Origin of the sequence: Wocania arenilitoris (assembly GCF_021728535.1) — a bacterium.
GTDB classification, from domain to species: Bacteria; Bacteroidota; Bacteroidia; order Flavobacteriales; family Flavobacteriaceae; genus Wocania_A; species Wocania_A arenilitoris.
The window spans coordinates 1-12,420 of record NZ_JAKKDU010000025.1; the positions used below are offsets into that span (position 1 = coordinate 1).

General features: G+C 35.2%; 12 protein-coding genes. 9 read left to right on the forward strand and 3 right to left on the reverse strand.

The features are described 5' to 3' along the window. A partial coding sequence (locus L3X37_RS14860) for a transposase (RefSeq protein ID WP_237240955.1) occupies nt 1-453 on the forward strand: 453 nt, incomplete at its 5' end. Nucleotides 454-857: 404 nt separating this feature from the next. Here L3X37_RS14860 and L3X37_RS14865 read toward each other — a convergent pair. Then, complete coding sequence (locus L3X37_RS14865; protein ID WP_237240956.1) at nt 858-1,388, reverse strand: hypothetical protein; 531 nt, start codon at nt 1,386-1,388, stop codon at nt 858-860. Between the two features lie 789 nt (nt 1,389-2,177). Then, complete coding sequence (locus tag L3X37_RS14870; protein ID WP_237240957.1) at nt 2,178-2,420, reverse strand: hypothetical protein; 243 nt, start codon at nt 2,418-2,420, stop codon at nt 2,178-2,180. A gap of 214 nt (nt 2,421-2,634) precedes the next feature. Between L3X37_RS14870 and L3X37_RS14875 the strand changes: the two genes are divergently transcribed. The 7 genes from L3X37_RS14875 (at nt 2,635) to L3X37_RS14905 (ending at nt 10,926) form a co-directional block, all read left to right on the forward strand. Then, nucleotides 2,635-3,918 (forward strand): DUF11 domain-containing protein, encoded by a 1,284-nt coding sequence (locus tag L3X37_RS14875; RefSeq protein WP_237240958.1) that lies wholly within the window; start codon nt 2,635-2,637, stop codon nt 3,916-3,918. Nucleotides 3,919-3,992: 74 nt separating this feature from the next. Beyond that, complete coding sequence (locus L3X37_RS14880) at nt 3,993-6,560, forward strand: T9SS type B sorting domain-containing protein (RefSeq protein ID WP_237240959.1); 2,568 nt, start codon at nt 3,993-3,995, stop codon at nt 6,558-6,560. A gap of 26 nt (nt 6,561-6,586) precedes the next feature. Further along, nucleotides 6,587-7,516 (forward strand): PorP/SprF family type IX secretion system membrane protein, encoded by a 930-nt coding sequence (locus L3X37_RS14885; RefSeq protein WP_500814677.1) that lies wholly within the window; start codon nt 6,587-6,589, stop codon nt 7,514-7,516. Nucleotides 7,517-7,526: 10 nt separating this feature from the next. Further along, on the forward strand, nt 7,527-9,497 hold the full coding sequence (locus L3X37_RS14890; RefSeq protein ID WP_237240961.1) for an OmpA family protein: 1,971 nt from the start codon (nt 7,527-7,529) through the stop codon (nt 9,495-9,497). A gap of 94 nt (nt 9,498-9,591) precedes the next feature. Continuing rightward, nucleotides 9,592-10,116, forward strand: coding sequence for an isopentenyl-diphosphate Delta-isomerase (idi, locus tag L3X37_RS14895; protein ID WP_237240962.1), 525 nt, complete (start codon nt 9,592-9,594; stop codon nt 10,114-10,116). Then, nucleotides 10,113-10,523, forward strand: coding sequence for a 6-pyruvoyl trahydropterin synthase family protein (locus L3X37_RS14900; RefSeq protein ID WP_237240963.1), 411 nt, complete (start codon nt 10,113-10,115; stop codon nt 10,521-10,523). Before idi ends, L3X37_RS14900 begins: the two co-directional genes overlap by 4 nt. Before the next feature lie 133 nt (nt 10,524-10,656). After that, complete coding sequence (locus L3X37_RS14905; protein ID WP_237240964.1) at nt 10,657-10,926, forward strand: hypothetical protein; 270 nt, start codon at nt 10,657-10,659, stop codon at nt 10,924-10,926. Nucleotides 10,927-11,022: 96 nt separating this feature from the next. Here the strand turns inward: L3X37_RS14905 and L3X37_RS14910 are convergent, their stop codons facing one another. Further along, the gene (locus L3X37_RS14910; RefSeq protein ID WP_237240965.1) at nt 11,023-11,727 is read right to left on the reverse strand and encodes a DUF4369 domain-containing protein; all 705 of its coding nucleotides are present in this window, start codon (nt 11,725-11,727) and stop codon (nt 11,023-11,025) included. 306 nt (nt 11,728-12,033) lie between these two features. Here L3X37_RS14910 and L3X37_RS14915 point away from each other — a divergent pair. Continuing rightward, nucleotides 12,034-12,420: transposase (locus L3X37_RS14915; RefSeq protein ID WP_369409909.1), on the forward strand; the 387-nt coding region annotated here is incomplete at its 3' end.

Below are 12,420 nucleotides of genomic sequence, written 5' to 3' on the forward strand. Positions count from 1 at the left end.
CAAACGCCTATTATTAAAGCCACAGGAAAACGCTATACCGTAAATATGATTTCAGCCATAAGCAATAGAGGGCATTTACAATTTATGCTAATGGACAAAGGGTTTAATAGTGAGGTTTTTAAGACCTTTTTGCAGCAAATGATAAAATATAGTAAGAGAAAAGTGTTTTTTATTACAGATAATCAACCTGCACATAAAACCATTAAACTTAATCAATGGTTAGAGCAAAATAACGATAGAATTGAAGTCTTCTTTATACCACCGTATTCTCCAGAACTCAACCCGCAGGAATATGTCAATCAAGATTTTAAAACCAATATCATAGGCAAGAAAAGAGCCGTCAACAAAGAACAACTTAAAGATAATATCAACCATTTTATGACGAAAAGAAAACAAGATAAACCCCAAGCGAAAAAATATTTTCACCATAAGCACGCACAGTATGTTGCTTAAGAGGTTTGTAAGAACTAATTATCTAAACGATTAATAAGTATTATTAAAAAAATAATAACTTAACACCATCGCAATGGTACTATAAAAACTTAAATAATAAATTGTTCCGCACAATATTAAAGATAAAAGATGAAGATAAAGTTAAATAAATTACAACTTAGTAAGATAATAATATCCTTAATATTAATGGGTATTATTAATAAAGGGTATGGTCAGAACCATGTGGTATCAGGTGGAGAAATGACAAATACTGGTGTATTATCACTTTCTACAAGTACAAGTTGGAGTACAGATAGGGCAGCCTTACCCGGTTACTTTAGTGCCGTTGGTACTGCTACTTATACAGATGCCGATGATACGCACAATGTGGATGGTTATGTAAAGCATTACATCAATGCCGCAGATCAAGGGTTTACCTTTCCTGTAGGCTCCGGCACCGATTTGCGAACCTTAACAACCAGTGGCACAATAGCAAATAATTCTGAATTTGCAACAGCTTGGATAGTTGGAGACCCTAGCGGTAATTTAGACCCTACCATCCCTAATGCAGGCACACATGGTATAATATCAGTTGGTGCGGGAATTGAAAGAGTAAGCTCTGTTGGGCAGTGGGACTGGCAGGATATAAGTGGTACAGGCAATGGAGTAACTATAACGGTAAGTATTCCAGATATGACAGCTTTTGCTTCAGCCTCCGATTTGCGCTTAGTAGGTTGGTTTGGCTCACAATGGGTCAACTTATCTGGTAATACAGGAGCGTCAGGAAATATCGAAGACAGTACCTTAAGTGGTACAATGCTTGCTGGTATAACAGCTATTGGTATTGGTAGGTTAAGTACATGCGATCCTTTAAGTTCATTATTTGTAGACACAGATAGCGATGGTATTGGTAATGACTGTGATTTGGACGACGACAACGACGGAATTTTAGACACCGACGAAGGTTGTTTAACGACAGCGTACCCCCAAACTCTCGATTTTGAGTATATTTATAGCAACGGCGGTGCTGGATACACAGCCGGTACATACGGTACGGGAAATTTTGATGCTTATAGCTGGAGCTATACGGGGAGCACACCGCAAGATCGGGCAAATTCATTCGATCCGGCAACACAGGGTTCAGACGATGGAATCAGGTTTACCGGCGAGGGTTCGTATACAATTGACTTTGTTGAAGAGGTAACACACCTCAATTTCGCGATTTCCGAGTTTGAGGAAGGACCGTATAACCCCAGTAGCGGAACCGCTGCGTGGGAGTACGTCACGGTTGATGTGTATGACACTGCCGGCAATCTGCTAGATGCTGATTTGTACATTGTGCAGCAGGGTTCGAATGTTATTAATCTTCCTGAGCCCAATACATATGGTAGTGATTCCTCATTTCCCGCCGCCGGGGATCAGGACTTATTCGGTCAAATTCGGTTTGATTTTGGTGAACTTTTGGTCGATAGAATTGAAATCTCGTACAGTAACCAGAATGCCTCATCTCGACTAATAGAGCCTACATTTGATTTTGTAGAAACAATCTGCGCTGACACCGACGGCGACGGAATCCCAAATTACTTGGATCTAGATAGCGACGGAGACGGGTGCCCAGATGCAGTAGAAGGAGGCGGAAGCTTCACCTCAGCTGATATTGATGCCAATGATATGCTCACAGGTGGGGTAGATGGTGATGGTATACCAACAGTCGCTACATCTTCAGGGCAGACTATAGGCACCTCTCAGGATGCAGCAACCCAGGATCCTGATTGTCCAGATCCCTGTGATGCGGCAGCTTCGGGCAATACCGATACTGATGGAGATAATGTGAGCGATATTTGTGATCTGGACGATGACAACGACGGTATTCTGGATACAGACGAATGCACTGGTCCTGCTGTGGCATTATCGGTTGAACATATAGGTACACCTGTAAGTGCAAGCGGAACCGGAATAGGACATAGTGTCAGTCTTCCATACACCATTCCAACGGGTACTAATCGGGTTGTAATGGTAGCAATAGCCTTCGAGCGAGACCATTGTAATGGCTGGCGAAATAATGCACCAGTCTCTAGCCCACATATCGAAGGTGGACAAAATATAACCATGTCTTTCAATGGGGCGTCCTTAACTCAACAAAATAATTTTTTAAATTTTTCCGATGATGGCATAGGTAATGGTATTGAAGAGAATGTCTGGATGTTTGCGCTCTGGGAGAGTGATATTGCTGCTGCCGGCAGTTCGGGTACTTTCACTATAGGTGGTTTAAATAGCCCGGCATGTGCACAGGATGAGACCATTATAACAGCATCTACCTATCAGAATGTATTACAGGAGGTGGATAATGTTACTAGCCAGGGGGCTTATTCTGGTTGGTGGGAAATAGATGAGGACGGTAGCCAGGGTGGTATTTTATGGCCTCCTCCGGGAGTTATAGATTCCTGGGATCCTACCTCGCCTGACCAGCCGGCGGGCACCTCGGCAGTCAATAACCTGTTATATATTGTTAATCATTCCAGTGAAGAGAACCAAAGTGGCTCAATCACAACTACGGGTACAGAGATATCCCGGCTTAGTATTGCCAATACGGCTACCGGGGATGTTATAGGGGCTGGATGGAACGCCAATGAGCATGATGGTTTGTTCCTGGCTATTTCTACGGTTTCGGGCGTATCCTCTTCCACTCCTATTACAATCAACGGCCCTGCATCTTATGCCGGTAATGCCTTCGGGCTTGAGTTGGTGAGCGTTGGAACAGTGCCAAGTTGCCAGGATACCGATGGAGACGGCACTGCTGATTATCTGGATCTAGATAGCGACGGGGACGGGTGTCCAGATGCCATAGAAGGAGGCGGCAATTTCACTTATGCAGATTTAATCACATCAACTATAGATGGCGGCAATACACAAAACGGAGGCAGTTATAATGGGACATCATTTAGTCCAGTAGTTTATAACTTAGGAACCGAACCTGGGCAGGTAGATGCAGATGATGATGGGATATTGGATTTTGTAGAAACAGCCCATGGAGCAAACACAGGACAGGGCGTAGGAACATCACAGGATGTAAATACAAATAACTGTGCTACCGATTTAGAGTTAACAAAGACGGTAGCAGACACAGGAGGAAATCCAATAACACAAGCAAATGTTGGAGACACAATAGTATATAGCATAACAGTAACCAATAATAGTCCGTATGATATTGATGTAGCAGACATCGTGATACAAGACACTTTGCCTACAGGAGTTACATACTTTGTATTGGATCCTAGGTTTACTCCAGATGGAACCACATTTGTAGTGAGCGGTACAACTGGAACATGGGATTTTGTGAATGAGGTTTTACAACAAGGAGCAAGTTTAACATTAAGAGTAGCGGTGGAAATTGGACCTAATTGTGGAACTTTGATAAACACAGCAGAAATAATTTCAAGCACACCTCTAGAAGATATCGATTCAACTCCAAATAGTGGTGGTTAATTATTAAGGAAAAAGAGTTGTTTTATTCAACAATAGATATAAAAGCGTTTTCAAAAGCATTAATAGATAAGTAAATGAAAAAAAATTACACCAGATTTGCATTAAAAAATTATTTAAAAAAAATACTTTTTAGTTTCTTTTTGGTTTTTTATGTGATTACTATAGGAGCTCAGTCTTTACCTATAGCATATGATACTACAATATATGCTACTGAAAATAGTGTAGATACCGAATTGAATATTGTTGCACCGTCTGATATGGATGCCGATGCATTAACCATTACAGTAACTGGGCTACCTGCAGCAGGGACTATTACTTTAAGTAATGGTACAGCAGTTACTAATGGACAAACTTTAACAATAGCCGAGTTAACATCATTACAATATGATGCCCCTGCTTCTATTGTTAACCCAGGAGATTTTACATATAATGTTACCGATAAAGATGGAACAACATCAGGACTAGTTAATATAATTATTACAGAAGATGATTTTGATGGAATAGCAATAACTGTAACAGATCCAAATTCACCTTCAATTTCAGTGCCGGCAGCTATTACAATTTCTGGATGCGATGAGAATAGTATTCTTGCAACCTCAGAAGATATTTTAGATGCAACAATTAAAACACACTATGTGTATAGTAGTACTCTTGTGACTGTATTAACTAATCCTACACCAGCAGAAATTGTTACTTTTAATAATTTAGTTGGGTATTCCATTGCTGATGCTTCTGAAAATATTGTATCCCTAACTTATATAGATGTTGTAACTCAAACCACTTGCCCAATTAAGGTAACCAGAACATGGACTATTACAGATTCGTGTAATCCACTAGTAACAACTACTCAAGAAATTAATATAAAACGCACAATACCACCAACTGAACAAGGCGGACCAGTAGCAATAGCATCAGAAGTAGAATGTTTTGATGATGCAGTAGCACCAGTACTACCAGTAATGCAGGATGTTTGTGGCAATGTAATTGCAGCACCACTACCAGTAGTTACAGGAACAGCAACAGACAACACGGCTTGTGATGGAGACACTGTAATTTATACTTACACCTACGTAGATGGCTGTGATAATACATTAACAACAGATTGGGTTTACACGTATACACTAAACCGTTTGACAGATCCAGTCGAAGTAGGCGGACCAGTAGCAATAGCATCAGAAGTAGAATGTTTTGATGATGCAGTAGCACCAGTACTACCAGTAATGCAGGATGTTTGTGGCAATGTAATTGCAGCACCACTACCAGTAGTTACAGGAACAGCAACAGACAACACGGCTTGTGATGGAGACACTGTAATTTATACTTACACCTATGTAGATGGCTGTGATAATACATTAACAACAGATTGGGTTTACACGTATACACTAAACCGTTTGACAGATCCAGTTGAAGTAGGCGGACCAGTAGCAATAGCATCAGAAGTAGAATGTTTTGATGATGCAGTAGCACCAGTACTACCAGTAATGCATGATGTTTGTGGCAATGTAATTGCAGCACCACTACCAGTAGTTACAGGAACAGCAACAGACAACACGGCTTGTGATGGAGACACTGTAATTTATACTTACACCTACGTAGATGGCTGTGATAATACATTAACAACAGATTGGGTTTACACGTATACACTAAACCGTTTGACAGATCCAGCAATAGTATGTCCTTCCGATCAAACAAGAGTTATAGATCAAAATGAAACTACTTATAGTACTGTAGGAACAGAATTTGATTATACATCATTAACATATACTTGTAATACTCCTTCCGTAATAAATAATTTGAACGGATTAAATACTTTAGATGGTTTTGTATTCCCATTAGGAGATACTATAGTAACATGGACATCTACAGATGACTGTAACAATGTAACTGAGTGTAGTTTCACTGTTAGTGTATTAAAGGGAGATATAGAAATATTAAAAGAAGGAGAAATAAATGATGTGAATGGAGATGGTATCTTTGGTAATTTAGGAGATAGTATAACGTATAACTTCACAGTTGCGAATACAGGTAATCTCACACTTACAGATGTAGAGATTACGGACCCATTATTAGGCAGTGCACCAATATTAGTAACACCAAGCACCTTAATGTTAGGAGACATAGGAACGGCAAGTGCAGATTATATGATTACACAAGCCGATATAGATGCAGGTGAAGTAACCAATCAAGCTACGGTAAGAGGAGAGGCTCCAGGCGGCGATCCAAACGATCCAACGGATGATGTTACAGATACGAGTGATGATCCAGCAGATCCAACGGACAATGATAATAATGGAGACGGTGAACCAGATGACATAACAATTATAGTGATTAATAATCCAAATGATGATGATGACTGTATTATCATTATTTATAACGAGTTTAGTCCTAATAATGATGGTGTTAATGATTATTTCGTGATAGATTGTCTTGACAACTATCCAGATAACACATTAGAGGTTTATAATCGTTGGGGGAACCTTGTATATAAAGTAAAAAACTATAAAAATGATTGGAATGGAACTTCTAATGGAAGGTTTGTGGTAAATGAATCCGATAAATTACCAGTAGGTACTTATTATTATGTAATAAATCTTGGAGATGGTTCTAAACCAAAAGTAGGTTGGTTATATATAAATATGTAAATATGAATTATATGAAATTTATGATAATGATTAAAAAGTCATCAATAATTAAAAGGATACTAATCTTAACGTTGGTATTATGGGTAGAAGAAAGTTTTAGTCAGCAAGACCCTCAATATACACATTATATGTATAATACAATGAGTGTGAATCCTGCATATGCAGGACAACGAGATGTTTTAAGTATAACAGGTTTATATAGAACGCAATGGGTAGGGATAGATGGAGCACCAAAGACACAAACATTAGGTATTCATTCACCTTTAAGAAATGAGCGGGTAGGATTAGGTTTAGTTGTTGTTAATGATAACTTAGGTCCAGCTAGTGAGACTTATGTTAATGCTAATATTTCCTATACAATACCAGTGGATGATTCAGGCACTAGCAAATTATCTTTTGGAATAAAAGGAGGCTTTCATTTACTATCTACCGATTGGAGTAAAGGGATTTATCAAAACCCAGATGTTGTATTTAATGAAAACATAAATTTATTTTCACCAACAATAGGAGCAGGTATATATTTACATTCCGACCGTTGGTATTTAGGTTTATCAGCTCCTAATTTTATAACAACAAATCATTATGATGATTTTCAGGAGTCTTTAGCAACAGAGCGTTTGCATTATTTTTTAATAGGAGGATTGGTTATGGAAGCATCAGAAACAATAAAGTTAAAGCCAGCCTTTTTAGTAAAAGCAGTATCTGGAGCACCCATTATAGCAGATCTATCATTAAATGCACTAATTAACGATAAATTAACATTAGGATTAGGCTATAGATGGGATGATTCCGTGAGCGGTTTGGTTGGATTTCAAATTACCGATGGTTTAATGATAGGATATTCATACGATGCAACAACAACAAAAATAAATAATTACAATAGTGGTACACATGAAATAATGATGAGGTTTGAGCTTCAACAAATAGGAAGGTTGTTATCACCTAGATTCTTCTAAAAACGAAACTATGAAAGTAAAAAAAACAATATTATTGATAGTGTCTTTATCTTTATTTTTTGCGAGTTTTGGACAAAAAGTAAATTTAAAGCAAGCAGATAAATTATATGAAGACTTAGCTTATATAAAGACAAGTGAGATTTTATTAGACGTAGCAGAGAAGGGCTATAAATCGGCTGAATTGTTTGAGAAATTAGGGAATTCATTTTATTTTAACAATAAAATGGAAGAAGCAACTAAATGGTATGGAGAATTAATGGCTTTAAACAAAGATGTTGATCCAGAATACTATTTTAGGTACGCTCAAGCCTTAAAATTCACTGAAAATTATGCAGAAGCCAATAAATGGATGGAAAAGTTTATTTCGGCTAGCTCATCAGATTTAAGAGCCAGATCATATGCATCCAAAAGGAATTATTTAGAAAGCATAGAAAAAGTTAGTCGAGAAATTCCAGTAACAAACATGTCCTTAAATTCAGAGTTATCAGATTTTGGATCAAATCAATATAAAGATGTATTTCTGTTTTCATCAAATAGAGAATCAGGAAGACTATACGAATGGAATGAACAGCCATTTTTAGACTTGTATAGCGCAAAAAAAACAGAAGAAGGAACCTACGGTAATGTTATAAAATTTGATAACCTTATAAATACAAAATACCATGAATCAAGTATTTCCTTTTTACCAACAGATCAAATAGCCTATTTTACAAGAAACAACTATTATAAAAAGCGATTAAAAAAAGACGATACAGGGCTTAACAGGTTACAAATATATAGAGCCCATTTACAGAAAGATGGTAGTTGGGGAGAAATAACATCTGTTCATTTTAACAGTAAAGACTATAGCTGTGCACATCCATCAGTAAACAGTAATGGCACCAAGTTATATTTTGCATCAGATAAGCCAGGAACTATTGGGAATTCAGATATTTATGTTGTTGATATACTCGAAGATGGTAAGTTAGGAGAGCCAGAAAATCTAGGAAGCTTAATAAATACAGAAGCACAGGAATCATTTCCTTACATTAATTCAAAAGGAGATTTATACTATTCATCAACAGGCTTAAACGGATTAGGCGGATTCGATGTGTATGTAGTAAGAGATTTTGAAAATAAATATAAAAATGGAGCACCCTACATTGTAGAAAATCTAGGCAAGCCAATAAACAGTGCACAAGACGATTTTGGCTATTATGAAAATTTAGGCACCAAAGAAGGTTTTTTTACATCCAATAGACCAGGCGGAAAGGGCGATGACGATATATACAGCTTTACAGTTCCAGACTGTACACAAGAAGTAGAAGGAGTTGTTTATAATATAGACACCAAAGAAATTATACCAGGAGCAACAGTAACACTATATAATAAATCAGCAGAAAAAATAGAAGAGATGGTTGTAGGAGATGATGCTAAGTATCATTTTACAGGATTACCATGTGAGTCTGTTTTTTTAGTAAGAGGAGAAAAAGAAGATTATAGCAGTGATGAGAAGCGTTTTGAGACAACAGATAATCCAAATGAATTTATAAAGATAGATCTAGAGTTAAAGCAAGAAAAAATACTAATTGAACCATGCGATGATTTGGCAAAAGTATTAGATATCCCAATAATTCATTTTGATTTTGACAAGTATAATATTAGGCCAGATGCAGAAATAGAATTACAGAAAGTACTAGCGGTATTAAATAAGTATCCTACAATGCATATAGACATTAGGAGTCATACCGATTGTAGAGGATCCTATAAGTACAACGAAACCCTAAGTGAGAATAGAGCACAATCAACCAAACAGTACTTAATAAATAAAGGCATAGCCTCAGAGCGATTAACAGCCAAGGGATATGGGGAATATCGCTTAGTAAACGACTGTGCATGTGAGCCACATAATGATTCAAAATGCTCAGAAGCAGAACATCAAGAAAATAGACGTAGTGAGTTTATAATAACAAGTATAAATGGTAAAAAGTGTAATGAATAGAGGATTATTGTAAACAATAAGTTAAAGAGGCTGTCTTAATGGGCAGACTTTTTTTGTTTATGTTTAGTTTTAAATTTAGTCGTATTTTTACATCATGGAAGAAGAAAAAGTTATACTAGTTAACGATAAAAATGAAAAGATTGGTTTAATGCCAAAAATGGAAGCTCATGAAAAGGCCTTATTGCACCGCGCATTTTCTGTTTTTATATTTAATGATGAAAATGAATTAATGCTACAACAACGTGCCCTAAACAAGTATCACTCTCCTGGTTTATGGACTAATACTTGCTGTAGTCATCAGCGCGATGGAGAAACAAATATACAAGCAGGAAAACGTCGTTTACAAGAGGAAATGGGTTTTGTAGTAGAACTTAAAGAATCTATTTCATTCATTTATAAAGCCCCTTTTGATAATGGTTTAACTGAGTATGAATACGACCATGTTATGCTAGGTAATTATAACGATGCACCCAATATAAATGAAGATGAAGTTGCAGATTGGAAATGGATGCCAATTGAAGCTGTAAAGGTAGATATGGAGTTACATCCAGAATTTTATACAGAATGGTTTAAAATCATTTTTAGTAAATTTTACAAACATATTAATTTGCAAAAATGAAGGTAACAGTTAGCAGAAAAGCACATTTTAACGCAGCTCATAGGTTATATAGAAAAGATTGGAGTGATAAAAAAAATAGTTTAGTTTTTGGTAAGTGTAATAATCCTAATTTCCATGGACATAATTATGAACTTATTGTAAGTGTAACTGGAGAAATTGATAAAGAAACGGGGTATGTTATTGATATTAAAACTTTAAAAGATATTATTAAAGAGCAAGTTGAAGATACTTTCGATCATAAAAACTTAAACTTAGATGTTGAAGAATTTAAAACTCTTAATCCAACGGCTGAAAATATAGTGGTTGTTATATATAATAGGATTAAATTAAAACTAGCATCTAATTTGTATTTACAAGTCACACTTTATGAAACACCAAGAAATTTTGTAACATATTCTGGTAAATAGATTATATTTTAGTACCCAAAATTTACTAATAACCACCAAGTATAGCATTAAATTAATTTAGATTTACACCAAATTATTAAGCTATATTGTTTAATAATTTACCTATTTTTGTATTTAAATAAAAATTGAATTTATGGCAAATGTTAGAAACCTAAAGAAGGATATAAACTATGTTTTAGGAGATATTATTGAAGCAGTTTATATTTGGGAATATGAAAACACAGATAAAGACACTAAAAAAACCGAAGCAATTATAGATGAAGCAATTGAAACGTTTGACGATTTAATTGCTAAAGTAAATGCTAAAGATGTTGATAATGTTAAGGCTCATTTTAAAGCTATTAATACTGAGTTAGAAGAAAAGGGAAGATCATTAATTGAAAAAATTAATAAACTCGGATAAAAAATTTTAAAAAGGCGTATTTACTTTACTCATCTTATATTAAATACGCCAAATTTAGTTCTTCAAGTTTTAAGTCGTCATTGCCTTGAAAAAGGATTAGTTGCTTTTCTCTGTATCCTTTATTTCATCAATAAATACTTGCAATCTTTTTCCATATTTTGATGCTTTTACCTTTGAAGTTAAAGTATTATTTATGGTGTCTAGTAAATTAATATTAGCATTATAAATTTCTGTTAAAGCAAGATAAGGTGCTACCTCGCTATCTTTATTATTTAAAGCGAAATTTACTGCAAATAAATACTTGCGTTTTAATAAGCCATTATATTCTTTGTTGATTGCATTAAGTCCTAAAGAGTCTGCTGCTTTTTTTGCTTCAAATTCTTCTTTTATCAATTCTAAGTTTCTATTATTTAATTTAGAAATGATGTTTTGGTATTCTTCCCAAACCTTTTGTTGTTTAGAACCTTTAATTTCTGCATTAAAAGGAAAGCCTTTTAAGGTTGTATTAATTTCAGTTATGCCCTTATCAGCAAAAAAAGCAATAGCATCATCTTCGTTAGTGTTTTTATTTAAAAATAAGTAGAATACTTCAGGGGATTCTATATCGCTATGTAGTTCAAATTCAGGATTACCACTAATTAATATAGAATCTACAGTTATAAAAGTTGTGTCTTTTACTTTTTTAAGATAAACAGTTCCTTTTTTTAAACCTTTAATATGTGTTTTAACAATTAAATCTGGTTCTTTTTTTGCGCAAGAAACTATTAAAAAAAGTAAAGCTATAACTGATAGTCTATTCATAATTTTATTTTTTGATTTTAACAAGTAGCAAATATCTTATAAATATATTTTAAATACTAACAGCTAAGAGTAATTTATAAAACTTTAAATGTGTTAAAATTACGTTAACAGGTAAGTTGACTTATTAAGTTTGGCATAGATATTGCAATGTATTAAATAGTTGCATTTTAATAAAAAGTTTATTGAGTGGTTACTTTAAACTTAAAAAATGTAATTCATATTTTTGGTTGGTTAGTTAGTGAAAGAGGCTGTCTGAAAAGGCAGTCTTTTTTTTGCAAATTTTCTAGTAAATTCTTAACTTAAAGGATGAGCAGAAAAGTCATTTTTAAGACCTACAACCAAGATCAGTTAAGTCTTTTACCACCCAGTTATGATGATTTAGTTCCAGTTAATCATCCCGTACGTATTGTAAACACGATTATTGACCACGTAGATATTAGTGCATTAGAAAAAAGCTACAAAGGCGGCGGCACATCAAGCTATCATCCACGAATGCTACTCAAAGTAATCATTTATGCGTATTTACGTAATTTATATTCATCACGAAAAATAGAACAAGCTCTATATGAGAACATTCATTTTATGTGGCTCAGTGGGCAAAGCAAGCCCGACCATAATACCATAAACGATTTTAGAGGCAAACGCCTTCAAGGGCATCTAAAGAAAATATTTCATCAAGTAGTATTGCTTTTA

Bases quoted from the DNA above. Each gene is read 5' to 3' on its own strand.
- L3X37_RS14900 (WP_237240963.1), top strand. From the start codon at position 10,113: ATGAAGGTAACAGTTAGCAGAAAAGCACATTTTAACGCAGCTCATAGG.
- L3X37_RS14910 (WP_237240965.1), bottom strand. From the start codon at position 11,727: ATGAATAGACTATCAGTTATAGCTTTACTTTTTTTAATAGTTTCTTGC.
- L3X37_RS14890 (WP_237240961.1), top strand. From the start codon at position 7,527: ATGAAAGTAAAAAAAACAATATTATTGATAGTGTCTTTATCTTTATTT.
- idi (WP_237240962.1), top strand. From the start codon at position 9,592: ATGGAAGAAGAAAAAGTTATACTAGTTAACGATAAAAATGAAAAGATT.
- L3X37_RS14885 (WP_500814677.1), top strand. From the start codon at position 6,587: ATGATTAAAAAGTCATCAATAATTAAAAGGATACTAATCTTAACGTTG.
- L3X37_RS14880 (WP_237240959.1), top strand. From the start codon at position 3,993: ATGAAAAAAAATTACACCAGATTTGCATTAAAAAATTATTTAAAAAAA.
- L3X37_RS14905 (WP_237240964.1), top strand. From the start codon at position 10,657: ATGGCAAATGTTAGAAACCTAAAGAAGGATATAAACTATGTTTTAGGA.
- L3X37_RS14875 (WP_237240958.1), top strand. From the start codon at position 2,635: ATGTTTGCGCTCTGGGAGAGTGATATTGCTGCTGCCGGCAGTTCGGGT.
- L3X37_RS14870 (WP_237240957.1), bottom strand. From the start codon at position 2,420: ATGGTGTATGGAAGACTGACACTATGTCCTATTCCGGTTCCGCTTGCA.